Source organism: Azospirillum sp. OGB3 (genome assembly GCF_014192915.1).
Taxonomy (GTDB): Bacteria; Pseudomonadota; Alphaproteobacteria; order Azospirillales; family Azospirillaceae; genus Azospirillum.
Genome location: NZ_JACHYN010000003.1, coordinates 243860 through 258074, shown reverse-complemented (window position 1 = coordinate 258074; position 14215 = coordinate 243860). Strand labels below are relative to the sequence as shown.

The following is a 14215-nucleotide window of genomic DNA, read 5'->3' as shown; positions in this document are numbered from 1 at the left end:
GCTTGGTCACAAGCAAAAGGGCCGGGACGGCAACGCCTCCCGGCCCTTTTGCTGTCCGCAGACTCAGTATAGGCGCCCGCCGTTCGGCACACCCTGCCCCGGCCCGACCAGCACGACTTCGCCCTCCGCGTCGGGCAGGCCCAGGCACAGGACCTCGCTGGTGAAGGGGCCGATGCGCTTGGGCGGGAAGTTCACCACGCCCAGCACCTGCCGGCCCACCAGTTCATCCAGCGTGTAATGGCGGGTGATCTGGGCGGAGCTGCGCCGGCTGCCGATCTCCGGCCCGAAATCGATGGTCAGCTTGTAGGCCGGCTTGCGCGCTTCCGGAAAGGGCTCCGCCGCGGTGATGGTGCCGACGCGGATGTCCACCTTCAGAAAATCGTCGTAATTGATGGTCACGGGTTTCGTCCCTGCCCTGTTGCGGTCGTCACGGCTTGAATCGTCGCGAGCAAGGCTAGCACCGGCGGCATCGAAGCCGAAACGCGAAAGGGCCGCCCCGATGGGCGGCCCTTTGCAGCACGTCTCCCAGGTGGGAGAGGGGCTTACTTCTTGGCGATGGCGGCCTTGACCTCGTCCAGGCTCTCCGACACGCGCTTGGACAGCACGTCGGCGGCCTCGGTGTTGGACTTGGCGACCAGCTCGGCCAGTTCCTTGATGTTCGACAGGGCCTTCTCGAAGGCGACCTTGACCAGTTCGGCCTGCTTGGCGGCCTTCTCTTCCGGCGTGCCGGCGGCGGCGACCTGATTCACATAGGTGCCGGCCTCCTCGACGGAAGAACGGACGATCTCGGCCTGGCGGCGGAGCACGGCCTGCAGACCCTCGATCGCGAGCTGGTTGGCGGCGGTCACCGCCTCGATGTTCTTGCGCTGGCTCGCCAGGATCGATTCGACGTCGAGGCCCGGCACCTTGTAATCGCCCAGCATCTTGGACAGGTCGAATTCGAGGAACGGGTTACCGGTCTGCTTGGCCATGGTTCTCACCCCCGACGAAAGGATTCATTCGGCGTGCTGCGGCGCAGCAAACCTGTGGCGCGACTATGCAGATTGCCAAAAAGATAGTCAACGCCCTTGTGCGTCGCACCAGGGGCTACACCGCGGCTCATGGAACCTCAACCAGCGGACGCGCTTCCTGGTTCCCCGGCCGGTTCCCCGGTACCCTGCGGGGGCGGCGGTGATTCGGTCGGAGAGGCGCGCCCGGATCTGCGGCGTAATGCCCCAGCCCAGCGCTCCCCCCGCCGCAGCTCGGAATCGAGCACCGCCATGGTCCGCGACAGGTCGGCGCTGTCATCCTCCAGGAAGACCCGCATGACCCGCGCCTGCACCGCCCCCAGCCCGGCCACGAACAGGGCGCCGCCGCTCCGGTCGGCCTCCACGCCCGCGGCGCGCAGCATCCAGGCCATCGACCGCCCGAAATGGCGGGAGAAGGCCAGCGCGGTCAGCGGCTCCCGCCGCAGGTCGCGGACGACCGAGCGCAGCCCGTCCCGGTAGGGAAGCAGAGCGTCGTAGCGGCGCATCATCACGTCGAACAGCCGGTCGCGGGCGCTCTCGTCCGGACCGACCGGGGCGTCGTCGGCGAGGACCGCGGTGTCGGCGACCCGCGACACGGCGGCCAGCACGTCGGAGCGGGAGGGAAAGCGGCGGTAGAAGACGTCGGGTGCCACCTCCGCCGCCCGGGCGATCGCCAGCAGACCGGTATTGCGCCAGCCCTGCCCGGCGGCGAGCCGCATCGCCGCGGCGGCCACCCGCCGGTCCAGGTCATCGGTGCCTTCCCCTGCTTCGGCGCTCTCAGCCGCATCGGGGGCTTCGGGATCGGTTTTCCAGGGGGTGTCGGCGGTGTCGTCCATGGGGTCGGGCCTCGTGGTCAGCCTGTCCCCATGATGTGGGACGCCCGCGCCGCACCTCAACCGGGGCGGCAGAAAGGGAAGGGCTCGACGTGCTTCATATAGGTGGGAATCCAACCGCACTGGCCGGCGGGGTTGGGCAGGCGGATGGCCTCGATGGCGGGCCAGACCTGGGCGACCACCACCACCAGCGCCACCATGCCGACGATCCAGCGGCGCGTCCGGGCGCGCTCCAGCAGACCGGGCAGGCGCAGCAGCACCCAGGCCGCGGCGAGCCCCATCAGCGGGTCGGTGTAGGCGGCGTAGGCCCGCTGGAAGCCGCGCAGGGAGAACAGCGTCTCCAGACCCCAGGCGACCAGCAGGAGAAGCGCCGCCTGCGCCGCGGCTGCCCGCTCGCCCCGGCACCACAGCACGATGCAGCCGCCGATGATGAACCATTCCACCACGACGGTCTGGGGGATGTTGTCGGGGTGAAGGACGATGGTGCGGATCGCCAGCGTACGCCACAGCCCCTTCGCCAGAAGAGTCACCAGCCCGTCGGAGAGCACCTGCTCCTGTCCCTGCAGCGCCGCCTGATGCTTCCAGGTGGTGAAGACGAACATGTGCTCGATCAGGTTGGCGACGGCGATCACGTTCTGCTCGTGCGGGCGGATCGTCAACGCGAGCACGCCGAGCGCCAGCCCGAGCGCGACCACCGCCATGGCCGCCGCCGCGTAGGACGCCCGCACCCGCCACACCGCAGCGTAGACCAGCATCCCCAGAAAGACCCAGCCGACGATGATCCCCTGATAGACCCCCGACAGCCCGCCGCCGACCGGCCGGTAAGGGTAGAGCGAATGGCCGGCGCTGGCGATGCCGTGCTGGATCAGAGCGACCGCGGGCAGCGCCGCGGCACCCGCCGCCAGCGCCAGCGTTCCGGCGGCGATCCAGTTGGGCCCGCCCTCCCTGGTGAAGCAGCGCCCGAAGGCCAGCGCGATCACCGGAATGCCCAGCGCCAGGAAGATGGCCTGGATCTTGGTCACCACCGCCAGCCCGGCCAGCAGGCCGGCCAGCCCGAGAAGCAGAAGGGGGCGCCAGCCCGGAGCGGTGCGGATGGCGACCAGCACGAGAAGAAGCGCCGTCGCCACGAAGGAGGCCGACAGCAGGTCGGTGCGCATCTGCCGCGCCTGGGTGGACAGGCCGATGCCGAAGGCCATCACCACGGCGGCCAGAAAGGCCACCCGGCGGTCGCCGACCAGCGCGCGGACAAGATTGGCGTAGACCAGCGCGAAAATCGTGGTGATGAGGATGGACAGCGCCCGTCCGGCCTCCACCAAATTCTGCCAGGCGGCGTTGTAGGCGGCGGTGTCCGCCGCGGGCGGCAGGCCGGACAAGGTGACGACCGGCATCAGCCCCAGCGCGTGCAGCAGGCGGTACCAGACCTCGATGACCAGAAAATAGGTGTAGCCGGGATGGTCGAAATACTCCTGGGGCAGCCCCTCGTTGAACAGCAGCCCGTGGTAGGCCAGCACCAGATCCTGGTCGGCGTGCGACCAGTAAGGGGTGCGGAACCCGATCGCCACGGCGGACACCACCATCACCGCCGCCAACGCCGCGCACAGCCCCCACCAGGGCCAGCGCTCCAGCAGGCCGGCGTTGGGCACCCCGGCCGAGCGATCGGGCGTGACCGGTTGAGGGGGGGCGGCGATGCGGTCCGAGGATGACATGATCGGAGTATGTCCAGAGGTTACACGCCAGCGGTTTGTGCACGATTCCGGACGGTTTTGGAACCGCGGCAGCAGCGGGCTGTTTTTTGCGGACCTGCAACTCTTGATCGCCCAACCCCTCTGCCTGAAGGAACGGTGCCAGCCCGATGCCAGATTCCGACGACCGCCCGTCACCCCGTTCCACCGCCTCCGTTTCCCGCAGCGCCCAGGGCTACGACCCTGACGGCGCGCCACCGCCTTCCGCGGGCCGCGCCTTGGTCATCCTGCCCGTTCTGCCCACCTCCCCCGACCAAGGACACGGCGCGGCGCGCCAGCCCGACGCGCGCCTCGCCGAAGCGATCGCGCTTGCCCAGGCCATCCGGCTGGAGGTGCCGCACGCCGAGGTGATCCGCGTCGCCCATCCCGATCCCGCCACCCTGTTCGGGCGCGGCACGGCGGAGCGGATCGGCGGCATGGTGGAGGCCTTCCACGCCGATCTGGTGGTGATCGATCATCCGCTCAGCCCGGTCCAGCAGCGCAACCTGGAGCGCCGCTGCATGGCCAAGGTGATCGACCGCACCGGCCTGATCCTGGAGATCTTCGGAGAACGCGCCCAAACCCGTGAAGGCCAGTTGCAGGTCGAACTGGCGGCCCTGACCTACCAGCGTTCCCGTCTGGTGCGGTCCTGGACCCACCTGGAGCGGCAGCGCGGCGGCTTCGGCTTCCTGGGCGGCCCCGGCGAAAGCCAGCTCGAACTCGATCGCCGCCTGATCGCCGAACGCATCAGCCGCCTGAAGTCGGACCTGGAGGAGGTGCGGCGGACGCGCAAGCTGCACCGCTCCGCCCGGCAGCGCGGCGGCACCCCGCTGGTTGCGCTGGTCGGCTACACCAACGCCGGCAAATCGACGCTGTTCAACCGGCTGTCCGGCGCCGGCGTCACCGCCGAGGACGTGCTGTTCGCCACGCTCGACCCCACGGTGCGCCGGATCGCCCTGTCCTCCGGCAAGACCATGGCCCTGTCGGACACGGTGGGCTTCGTGTCGGAGTTGCCAACCCAGCTCGTCGCCGCCTTCCGCGCCACGCTGGAGGAGGTGCAGGCCGCCGACCTGATCCTGCACGTCCGCGACGTCTCCCACCCCGACACGGCGGCGCAGAAGGCGGATGTGGATTCGGTGCTGGCCGACCTTGGGATCGACGCCGCCAACGACCCTCGGGTGGTGGAGGTGCTGAACAAGACCGACCAGATGCCGGCGACCGCCCGCGGCGCGCTCCACATGCGCCTCGCCAACCAGCGCATGATGGAAGGCGAGGAACGCGCCATCGCCGTGTCCGCCCTGACCGGGGAGGGGCTCGACGACCTGCTGGAACTGCTGGACCGGCGCGTGTCCGCCGGGCGGCAGGTGCTGGAGCTGAGCGTAAACCTGTCGGACGGGCGCGCCCTGGCGTGGCTGTACGAGCATGGGCAGGTGCTGGACCGCCGGGACGAGGACGGGCAGGCCCACGTGCACGTCGCGTTGGCCCCCGCCGACGCCGCCCGCTTCGAAAGCCGGTTCGTCGGACAGGAAAGCCGCTGACGGGGCATCGCACGCCATTTGGTCCGCCGTTTCGGATGATTTGAAACCACCGACGCTCTCCTGCGTTGTGACGGGCAGGCCGGCCCATAACCCGCCCGGTCCGTGACCCGCCATGAGCAGGAGGAGGCAGCCCCATGACCCAAAAGCCGGAACAGGATCGGGCCGAACGCGTGCGTCGCCGTGCTCACGACATCTGGGAACGGGACGGCCGCCCCGAAGGCCGGCACGACGAGCACTGGGCGCAGGCCGAAGCCGAGGTCGATGACGAGATCCGAGCCGAGCGGCAAAGCGCGGAAACGGAAAGCAGCGCACCGGACGCCGCGCCGAAACGGCGTTCCACCAAGGCGACCGACGCGAAGCCGACCTCCGCGAAACCCAAAGCCACTCCTAAAGCCGCCGGGGGCGCCGGCACGCGGGCGGCGGCCGAAAACCTGTCGGCCGTCGCAGCCGGACGGACGGAGCAAACCGGCACCACCAAAACCGGCGGCCAGATCTCCCGCGGCGGTGCCGCCAGCGGAAAACCGGGCAAGGCATCGCGCCGGGACGCCTCAAGCGGCTGATGGGGCGCGGCTGACGGGGCGGGGGCGTTTCCCCTTCCCTTCCTCCGCAGACCTCCTATGCCCTGTCTGGCGGAAAATGGGGCTCGAAAGGGAACGAGAGGTCTGGTTTCCGCCCTTCGGGATTGCTAGTGTTGCTGCCCCTGCGCATCCGCACGCAATGTTCGATCCCTGAGGTAGAGACATGCCGCATTATCGCTCCCGCACTTCCACGCACGGCCGCAACATGGCGGGCGCCCGCGGCCTGTGGCGCGCGACGGGCATGAAGGACGGCGATTTCGGCAAGCCGATCATCGCGATCGCCAACTCCTTCACGCAGTTCGTGCCGGGGCACGTCCACCTGAAGGATTTGGGTCAGCTCGTCGCCCGCGAGATCGAGAAGGCCGGCGGCGTCGCCAAGGAGTTCAACACCATCGCCGTGGACGACGGCATCGCCATGGGCCACGACGGCATGCTCTACAGCCTGCCTTCGCGCGAGCTGATCGCCGACGCCGTGGAGTACATGGCGAACGCACATTGCGCCGACGCGCTGGTCTGCATCTCCAACTGCGACAAGATCACCCCCGGCATGCTGATGGCGGCCATGCGGCTGAACATCCCGGCGGTCTTCGTGTCGGGCGGCCCGATGGAGGCCGGCAAGGTCAACTGGCGCGGCAAGACCAAGGCCGTCGACCTGATCGACGCCATGGTCGCCGCCGCCGACCCGACGGTGACCGACGAGGAGGCGGCGGTGATGGAGCGCGGGTCCTGCCCGACCTGCGGTTCCTGCTCCGGCATGTTCACCGCCAATTCGATGAACTGCCTGACCGAGGCGCTGGGCCTCTCGCTGCCCGGCAACGGCACCATCCTGGCGACCCACGCCGACCGCAAGGAGCTGTTCCTGGCCGCCGGCCGCATGGCGGTGGAGCTGTGCCGCCGCTGGTACCAGGAGGAGGACGCCACCGCCCTACCCCGCGGCATCGCCACCTTCGAGGCGTTCGAGAACGCCATGACGCTCGACATCGCCATGGGCGGTTCCACCAACACGGTGCTGCACCTGCTGGCCGCCGCGCAGGAGGGCCAGGTGCCCTTCACCATGGCCGACATCGACCGGCTGTCGCGCCGCGTGCCCAACGTCTGCAAGGTCGCCCCGGCGGTGTCCGACGTCCACATCGAGGACGTGCACAAGGCCGGCGGCATCTTCGGCATCCTGGGCGAACTCGACCGCGGCGGGCTGCTGAACCGCGATGTCGCGACCGTCCACGCCAAGACGCTGGGCGATGCGCTGGACCGCTGGGACGTCAAGCGCACCCAGGACGAGGGCGTGCACACCATGTTCAAGGCCGCCCCCGGCGGCATCCCGACCACCATCGCCTTCAGCCAGGAGAAGCGCTGGCCGGAACTGGACCTCGACCGCGACAAGGGTGTCATCCGCTCCGTCGACAGCGCCTTCAGCAAGGACGGCGGCCTCGCCGTGCTGTTCGGCAACATCGCCGAAAAGGGCTGCATCGTGAAGACGGCGGGGGTCGACGCCTCCAACCTCGTCTTCGCCGGCCCGGCCCGCGTCTTCGAAAGCCAGGACGCGGCGGTCGAGGCCATCCTGGGCGACACGGTGAAGGCGGGCGACGTGGTGGTCATCCGCTACGAAGGCCCGCGCGGCGGTCCCGGCATGCAGGAGATGCTCTACCCGACCAGCTACCTGAAGTCGAAAGGGCTGGGCAAGGCCTGCGCCCTGGTCACCGACGGGCGCTTCTCCGGCGGCACCTCGGGCCTGTCGATCGGCCACGCGTCGCCGGAAGCGGCGCAGGGCGGTGCCATCGGTCTTGTCCGGGACGGCGACCGGATCGAGATCGACATCCCCAACCGCAAAATCAACCTCGCCTTGTCCGAAAAGGAGTTGCGGAACCGCCGCGACGCCGAGAACGCCAAGGGCGCCGACGCCTGGAAGCCGGCCAACCGCAACCGCGTCGTCTCGCCGGCGCTGCGCGCCTACGCCGCCCTGACCACCAGCGCCGACCGCGGCGCGGTCCGCGACGTGTCTCAGGTCGAGGGCATCGCCGTGAAGCGCTGACGCCACGCCGAAGGCGCGAAGGAAGGAACCAAACCTTCCGGTTAAGACTTTCGGCAGTGCTGCTACTGCAACTTGGAGCAATGGACGGCACCGCGGCAATGCGCGGTGCCGTTTCTCTTTCTGGGCGCGGCAGGCGCCCGCGACGCATGCGGCAGTATGTCTCCGATCCTTCTGCCGCATCGCCAAAGGAAGCGCAGGCCATCCATCGCGAAATCTGTCATTGTCTTTCCGCAAGCTCCGGCATGCCGGAACGGGATGAGCGTTCCGAAAGTTCAACACCACGGGGAAACCGATGGCACAGCCGTGGTCCGTCGCTCAGGATGGTACCCGGGCGCCACCCGATGGTGCCGTGTTCCAGCGCGCTCTGGCCGATCTCGCAGAGGCTCTGCACCGGGCCGAAGAGGGAATCGGCTCCATCCTTTCGCTGGCCTTGGCGGACGACGACGCCCAGCGCCTGATCGGTGCGCTTGTCCACAGCCCCGCTGCCGCCGGGTTCGGCGTCCTCCGTTGGCCGCAATCCCTGCTGCCGCCGCTGGGTGGGCCCGACGATCTCGAAGCGGTGGCCATCAGCCTGCTGGGTTTGGCTGGCGGCCCTTCCGCCGAAGCCCGTCGGGACATCGTGCTGGCCGCCGAACGCGGTGGCGGCGAATTGGCCGGAGAGGCGATGCGCGGCTTGTTCGGCCTGCCGTCGCTCCAACCGCTCTGGCTTGGCCTGGACGGCGCGCAGAAGGCGGCATTCCTGGTTGAGGGACTGGCCGCCGCCCTCCTCGACCTGTGCTACGAACGTCCCATCCTGATCGTGGTGGAAAACGTCCAATGGGCGCGCGGTTTGACGGTGCCGCTCCTCGAAGGGCTCAGCCACGCCGTCAAAGACGCGCGGCTGTGCCTGCTGGCCATCCGCTCTCCCGTGCCGTGTGACCGGCCAGACGCTTGGGTCCCCCCCGGCACGGCGCGGTGCATCGTCCCGACGGAGCCGAATGGAAAGCAGGACGACACCGGCGGCGTTGACGAGGGCGATCCCACGCCGCACGCCGTCTTGCTGAACGCACTGCGCCGCGACCGGCGGCCGGAACGGATCGAGTGGATGGCCCACCACGCCCCGTTGGCCGGCGATTGGGCGCTGGCCTGCGCCAGCGCACGGCACGCCGGACGACGGGCAGAGGCGGACTGCCGTCTTGCCGACGCCGCCCGCCATTACAGGAGCGCGCTGGCCGCGCTGGACCAATTGCCCAAAACCCGGCGGCACGAGCAACGCCGGATCGATCTGTGGACCGCGCTGGCCCGCACCCAGCCGCCACAGGGCGGCGGCGCGGTGAAGGCGGCGGAAAGCGCTCGCGCGCTTGCCGCAGGCTGCGGCGACCGGCTGCGCGCCGCACGCGCCCTGTCGCTGCTGGCGGCCCAGCGCTGGGCCGCCGGCAACCTGCCGGAAGCCCGCCGCACCGGGCTGTGGGCCCTGAGACTCTGGCGGGAAGCCGAAAGCCCCGACCAACAGGTGCAGACGCTCATCAAGCTGGGCCGCGGCTTGGCCGAGGAGGGCCGATTCCGCCACGCCGATACCGTCCTGCGCGCCGCCGGCGAACTGGCGGCCCAGGGGGAAACACGCCGCCTTCGCGGCCCGACCGCCTTGGCGCCGGTCTGCATCGCCGCGCACCGCGCGCGCTGCCGGGCGGAGCTGGGCGATCCGGAGGCGGCGATGCGGCTCGCCCAAGCCGCGCTCGCCATGGCGGAGGACAGCGGACACGCGGCGTCCCACGCTCTGGCCTGTCTGCATCTCGGCTGGGCCGCGCTGACCGGGCAGCGCTACGCGGTGGCGGTGGAGCCCCTGAAGCGGGCCGTCGCGGTCACCGAGATGATCCGCCTGCACGCCTGTCAGCCACTTGTCCTCGGTGCGCTGGGCTACGCGCTGGTCCGCACCGGAACACTCAACGACGGGGCATCCCTGCTGCTCGGCAGCCGGGAGCATGCGCGGATGCTCGGCGTCCGCCGCCACGAGCCGCAAATCCTGATCTGGATCGCCGAAGCCGCGTTGCTCTCCGGCCAAGTGGAGGACGCCGTCCGCAACGCCCGTGACGCCGCCGAGAAAGCCGCGGCCGCCGGACAATCGGGCGACGAGGCCTGGGCACGGCTCGCGCTCGCCCGCGGGTTGGCGGCGCAGGGGGACTTCACCGCGGCCCGGCAATCCGTGGAAGCCGCCAACCGCATCGCAACGCGACGCTCGATGGCGCCGTTGCAGATCCAATGCGGGGAAGTGCGCAAGGTGGTGACGTGCCTATGACCTCCCAGACCCAAGCGCTGGACGAACGCCACGAAGATCGAAGTTAATTTGTCAAGCACCCGCATAAAACACGGTGCGTTCGCATACGAATCTCCATATCGTAGACGCTCTTTCCCGCGGACGGCATCGTCCGTTCCCTGCTTTCGAAACGGACGACTGTCGCCGATGACTCTTGCCCAGCTCTCCCGGTTGCGCGGGCACAGGGGTTTGGGAATCATGTTCGCGCTGGCGACCTTCGCCGTCGCCCTGATGGCGCGTCTCGCCCTGGACGACCGGCTGCCGGCGGGGTTCCCGTTCCTGACCTTCTTCCCGGCGGTCATCGTCACCACCTTCCTGGCCGGTCTGTGGCCGGGCATCCTGACGGCGCTGCTGAGCGGGCTGGCCTCCTGGTACTTCTTCCTCGGCCCCAACCAATCGCTTGACCTGACGCCCGGCAGCGCCCTGGCGCTTGGCTTCTTCGGGCTGGTCGTGGCGGTGGACATCGCGGTGATCCACATCATGAACGTGGCGCTGGAACGGCTGGCGGAGGAACGCAACCGCAGCGCCCGCCTGACGCAACAGACCCAGGTGATGTTCAGCGAGCTTCAGCACCGCGTTTCGAACAACCTTCAGCTCGCCTCCTCGCTCATCGCGATCCAGAAGTCCAAGGTCAAGGATCCCGAAGCCCGTCGCGCGCTGGAGGAGGCCGCCGGGCGGCTGTCCACTCTGGGCCGCCTGCACCGCAGGCTTCACGCTCCCCATGACGGCCCGATGGACATGGAGCCGTTCCTGCGTGAGCTGTGCGAAGACATTCTCAAGACCTCCGGGGCCGAACGGATTGATTGCACGGTCAGGGCCGCCGAGTCCGACCTGCCGCCGGACACTCTGATCCCGCTGGCCCTGATCCTCGCCGAGCTGGTCAGCAACGCCCTGGAGCACGGCTTTCCCAACGGCGAGGCCGGACGGATCGGCGTGGATCTGCGCGCCGACGAAGGGGAACTGGTGCTGACGGTGCACGACGATGGGGCGGGCCTTCCGGATGGCTTCAGCCTGACACGCCCGTCCAGTCTCGGCCTGAAGATCGTCAACTCGCTGGCCGCCCAGATTGGCGGAACCTTCAGCATGACCGGATCACGCGGACAGGGAACAACGGCCCGGCTGGTCCTTTCGCAGACCCTGGCCTCCTGACGGGCAGCGGTGGACAGCGGCATGCCGTTCCGGCAAAAGTCGCGCCCATGCCTATGCTCACCCCTTCATCCGCACCGGCGACCACGGCGGCGCATCGCGTCGGCGTCATCGACATGGCGCGCGGCATGGCCCTGCTTGCCATGGCCGTCTATCACGGTTCCTGGGACCTGACCTATCTGGGGCTGGCCGATTTCGACCTGTTCGGCGATCCCCTCTGGCTGGCCGCACGCACCGGTATCCTCGGCAGCTTTCTGATGCTGTCGGGCCTCAGCCTCACCCTGGCGGCGGCGGGAGGGATCGACCGGAGGCGCTTCCTGCGGCGTTTCGCCCTGCTGGTCCTGGCCGCGGGCGGCGTGTCGGCGGTCTCCATGGTCATGTTCCCGGACAGCCCGATCTTTTTCGGCGTGCTGCACCACATGGCGGTGGCGAGCCTGCTCGGCCTCGCTCTGCTGCGCCTTCCCTGGCCGGCGCTTCTGCTGCTCGGCGTGGCGGTGATTGCGATCGGCAGGACGGTCGCCCTGCCGCTGTTCGACGAGCCTTGGCTGCGCTGGATCGGGCTGATGAGCTTCGAGCCGGAATCGAACGACTATGTCCCGCTCTTCCCCTGGTTCGGCGGCTTCCTGTTCGGGATGGCGCTGGGGCGGCTGTGGCGTCCAGGCCCGGCGAGGACTCCGGGCGGTGCGGTCGGGCGCGGGTTCGCCTGGGCCGGGCGGCACAGTCTGGCGGTCTATCTGCTGCACCAACCCATACTGTTCGGCCTGTTGTCGGCGGTGGCGATGGGGATCGGCGCCGACCCGGCGGACGTCCGCAGCTTCCAGACGTCCTGCGTCGCAACCTGCATCGCCGGCGGCGGGGAGGTGGCGCATTGCACCGCCACCTGCCGCTGCGTGTCCGACGATCTGAACCGGGCGGGCCTGTGGTCAGACTTCATCCACGATCGGTTGAGCGCGGACAGTGCACACAAGGTCGACGGCGTTATCCAAAGCTGCGGCAGCCGCTGAGGCGAAGGACACGCTACGCCCGGCGCTTCCCAACTGTGTCGGCGACATAGGCGTCCCGGTGCCCCATCGGCTTCGGGCCACGCCCGTCCTCCTCCGTGGTGTCGCGGGCCGTCTGGTGCTCGATCTCCGCGTTCAGCTCCGCCCCCATCAGGATCACATAGGAGGTCAGGTTGAACCACAGCAACAGAACCACGCCCGCCCCGACCGATCCGTAGGTCTGGTTGTAGCTGCCGAAGTTCGAGACGTAGACCGAGAAGCCGGCCGACGCGATGATCCACAGCGCCGTGGCAATGGACGACCCCCAGGTGACCCAACGCCATTTCGGCTGTCGCCGGTCCGGCCCGTAACGGTAAAGCACGGCGAGCGCCAGCACGATCGCCACCGCCAGAATGGGCCAGCGCGCGAGGCTGGCGGCCCAGCCGATGGGCGTGTCACGCAGGCCGAGGAAGTTGATGGCCGCGGGCACCGCCACGATCATCGCCAGGGTCATGATCACGAACACCAGCCCAGCCAGCGTCAGCACCAACGACAGGCCGGCAAGCCAGATGAAGCTGCGCCGCTCCTCCTCACCATAAGCGATGTTCAGCGCGGTGAGCAGGGAATTGGTGCCGCGCGACGCGCTCCACAGCGTCAAAGCGAGGCCGAACAGGACGCCGAAGCCCAGCCCCTCCTGCGGCGCCGACGCCACGTTGCGCGCTTGATCCCGCAGCACGTTCAGCGCCTCAGGCGGCAGCAGCCCGGCCAGTTGGTTGACCTGCTGCTCTACCCCCGCCGGGTCGAAGACGAGGCCGTAGATCGACACCAGCGCGGCAATGGCCGGGAAGATGGCGAACAGGGCGTAGTAGGCCACCCCCGCCGCCACGATGGAGATGTTGTCCTTCCCCTGCTCCTCCCAGGTGCGCCAGAGGATGTCTTTCCAGCCCGCCTTGGGAATGTCGGACGGCCGGGCCGCCGACCGTCCCCGCCCCGTTTCGACACGCGGATACTCGTTGCGGTGGCGACGGCTCAGCCCCAGCATGCCTCCTCCCTCACGCGACCGCTTCGCGCAAAGCGCCGACACGGTGGCGCACCGTCTCGATCTCGTGGAAATGGGCGCCGACGATCACCGTCAGTTCCTCGGGCAGGTCATCGTGCAGGCTGTTCCGGAACAGGCCCAGCGTGCCTTCCACGCCGCTTTCCAGCCCGCGGAGCAGCCCGCCGCGCGTCCGCGCACCGCCCAGTTCGGTGTCCAGGTCACGCCAGACCGCGTGGACGGGCGTCTGCAAATCGCGGCCACCGCCGCGGCGCACCAGTTCCGCCTCCAGGGCGGCGGCGCTCCGGTCGAACTGGCTGGCGACCTGGGTCAGCCGCGCCCTTAGGTCGGGATCATCCAGAACCATGTCGGCTTGACGGAAGCCGGCGGCCCCCTGGCGGCACGCGGCGACCAGAACGCTCAGCACATCCTGGATCGTCCCGTCGGCCACCCGACCCGCGGCGGCTCCCGAAGCGGTCGGCTCGACCTCCGGCGTGCGCGACACGGTCCAGGCGAACCACAAGGCGCCCGCCGCCATCACGGCCAGCGGCCAGGGGTTGGAACGGATGGCACGGGCCATGCGCGACGGGTTGCCCTCCACCACGTCCCGCACCACCTCGATGACACCCCCGGACACCTGGCCGGGTGAAAGGCGGAACTCGATCTCGTCGAGAACCGCGTCCATACGGCCGCGGATGGCGTGGATGTCCTGCTCGATCTCATCCGTCCCGCGCCGCCCGCCTGGCGATGCCGAGGCGGCGGAGGCCGGTGTTGCGTTTGCTGTTGTGCCCGCCGCGACGCCGCCCATGGTGTCGGCATACGGATCGGTGGCTCGGTTCATGCCGGCGACTCCCCCTCTTAACGCTGCCGCCAAGCAACACCGCAGGTTGGCGGAAGGTTCCGGCTCGCTGCCGGGGTGACACGAGGGATCGCCCGTCCGATCTTTTTAAACAGCCGGCAACCGGGAGCGGTACCCCATCCCTTGCAAACCGTTACGGACGAGTTTGCCGGAAGGGTCTGAACGGACGGTCCTTAAGACCGTCAACCCATTGAG

Annotated in this window: 12 protein-coding genes; 6 read left to right on the top strand and 6 right to left on the bottom strand. The window is 69.2% G+C overall.

Annotation, left to right across the window (positions count from 1 at the left end):
• Window positions 1-63 precede the first annotated feature (63 nt).
• The 4 genes from FHW79_RS08680 to FHW79_RS08665 form a co-directional block, all read right to left on the bottom strand.
• On the bottom strand, window positions 64-399 hold the full coding sequence (locus FHW79_RS08680) for a tRNA-binding protein (protein ID WP_183178543.1): 336 nt from the start codon (window positions 397-399) through the stop codon (window positions 64-66).
• Window positions 400-542: 143 nt separating this feature from the next.
• The gene (locus tag FHW79_RS08675; RefSeq protein WP_183178542.1) at window positions 543-971 is read right to left on the bottom strand and encodes a phasin family protein; all 429 of its coding nucleotides are present in this window, start codon (window positions 969-971) and stop codon (window positions 543-545) included.
• Between the two features lie 137 nt (window positions 972-1108).
• The gene (locus tag FHW79_RS08670) at window positions 1109-1843 is read right to left on the bottom strand and encodes a TetR family transcriptional regulator (RefSeq protein ID WP_183178541.1); all 735 of its coding nucleotides are present in this window, start codon (window positions 1841-1843) and stop codon (window positions 1109-1111) included.
• 56 nt (window positions 1844-1899) lie between these two features.
• Complete coding sequence (locus FHW79_RS08665) at window positions 1900-3546, bottom strand: glycosyltransferase family 39 protein (RefSeq protein ID WP_183178540.1); 1647 nt, start codon at window positions 3544-3546, stop codon at window positions 1900-1902.
• A gap of 146 nt (window positions 3547-3692) precedes the next feature.
• On the opposite strand from FHW79_RS08665, the gene hflX reads away from it, so the two are divergent.
• The 6 genes from hflX to FHW79_RS08635 all read left to right on the top strand — a co-directional run bounded on the left by hflX (window position 3693) and on the right by FHW79_RS08635 (window position 12149).
• A complete protein-coding gene (gene hflX, locus FHW79_RS08660; RefSeq protein ID WP_183178539.1) occupies window positions 3693-5099 on the top strand; it encodes a GTPase HflX in 1407 nt (468 codons plus the stop codon).
• Between the two features lie 134 nt (window positions 5100-5233).
• The gene (locus tag FHW79_RS08655) at window positions 5234-5659 is read left to right on the top strand and encodes a DUF2934 domain-containing protein (protein WP_183178538.1); all 426 of its coding nucleotides are present in this window, start codon (window positions 5234-5236) and stop codon (window positions 5657-5659) included.
• A 181-nt stretch (window positions 5660-5840) separates the two neighbouring features.
• Complete coding sequence (gene ilvD, locus FHW79_RS08650) at window positions 5841-7706, top strand: dihydroxy-acid dehydratase (protein WP_183178537.1); 1866 nt, start codon at window positions 5841-5843, stop codon at window positions 7704-7706.
• A gap of 349 nt (window positions 7707-8055) precedes the next feature.
• Entirely contained in the window at window positions 8056-9981 is a 1926-nt protein-coding gene (locus FHW79_RS08645) for a hypothetical protein (protein WP_348984091.1), read from the top strand.
• Between the two features lie 216 nt (window positions 9982-10197).
• Window positions 10198-11148 carry a histidine kinase dimerization/phosphoacceptor domain -containing protein gene (locus tag FHW79_RS08640; RefSeq protein WP_183178535.1) on the top strand — a complete coding sequence of 317 codons (951 nt, stop codon included), beginning with the start codon at window positions 10198-10200 and terminating at the stop codon, window positions 11146-11148.
• A gap of 47 nt (window positions 11149-11195) precedes the next feature.
• Entirely contained in the window at window positions 11196-12149 is a 954-nt protein-coding gene (locus FHW79_RS08635) for a heparan-alpha-glucosaminide N-acetyltransferase (protein ID WP_183178534.1), read from the top strand.
• 13 nt (window positions 12150-12162) lie between these two features.
• Here the strand turns inward: FHW79_RS08635 and FHW79_RS08630 are convergent, their stop codons facing one another.
• Window positions 12163-13167: a YihY/virulence factor BrkB family protein gene (locus FHW79_RS08630; protein ID WP_183178533.1), complete on the bottom strand. Its 1005-nt coding sequence runs from the start codon at window positions 13165-13167 to the stop codon at window positions 12163-12165.
• Between the two features lie 10 nt (window positions 13168-13177).
• A complete protein-coding gene (locus FHW79_RS08625; RefSeq protein ID WP_183178532.1) occupies window positions 13178-14002 on the bottom strand; it encodes a DUF3618 domain-containing protein in 825 nt (274 codons plus the stop codon).
• Window positions 14003-14215: the final 213 nt, after the last annotated feature.

Coding starts and splice junctions, on each gene's coding strand:
- FHW79_RS08640 (WP_183178535.1), top strand. CDS start 10,198: ATGTTCGCGCTGGCGACCTTCGCCGTCGCCCTGATGGCGCGTCTCGCC.
- FHW79_RS08675 (WP_183178542.1), bottom strand. CDS start 971: ATGGCCAAGCAGACCGGTAACCCGTTCCTCGAATTCGACCTGTCCAAG.
- FHW79_RS08625 (WP_183178532.1), bottom strand. CDS start 14,002: ATGAACCGAGCCACCGATCCGTATGCCGACACCATGGGCGGCGTCGCG.
- hflX (WP_183178539.1), top strand. CDS start 3,693: ATGCCAGATTCCGACGACCGCCCGTCACCCCGTTCCACCGCCTCCGTT.
- FHW79_RS08635 (WP_183178534.1), top strand. CDS start 11,196: ATGCCTATGCTCACCCCTTCATCCGCACCGGCGACCACGGCGGCGCAT.
- ilvD (WP_183178537.1), top strand. CDS start 5,841: ATGCCGCATTATCGCTCCCGCACTTCCACGCACGGCCGCAACATGGCG.
- FHW79_RS08655 (WP_183178538.1), top strand. CDS start 5,234: ATGACCCAAAAGCCGGAACAGGATCGGGCCGAACGCGTGCGTCGCCGT.
- FHW79_RS08670 (WP_183178541.1), bottom strand. CDS start 1,843: ATGGACGACACCGCCGACACCCCCTGGAAAACCGATCCCGAAGCCCCC.
- FHW79_RS08665 (WP_183178540.1), bottom strand. CDS start 3,546: ATGTCATCCTCGGACCGCATCGCCGCCCCCCCTCAACCGGTCACGCCC.
- FHW79_RS08630 (WP_183178533.1), bottom strand. CDS start 13,167: ATGCTGGGGCTGAGCCGTCGCCACCGCAACGAGTATCCGCGTGTCGAA.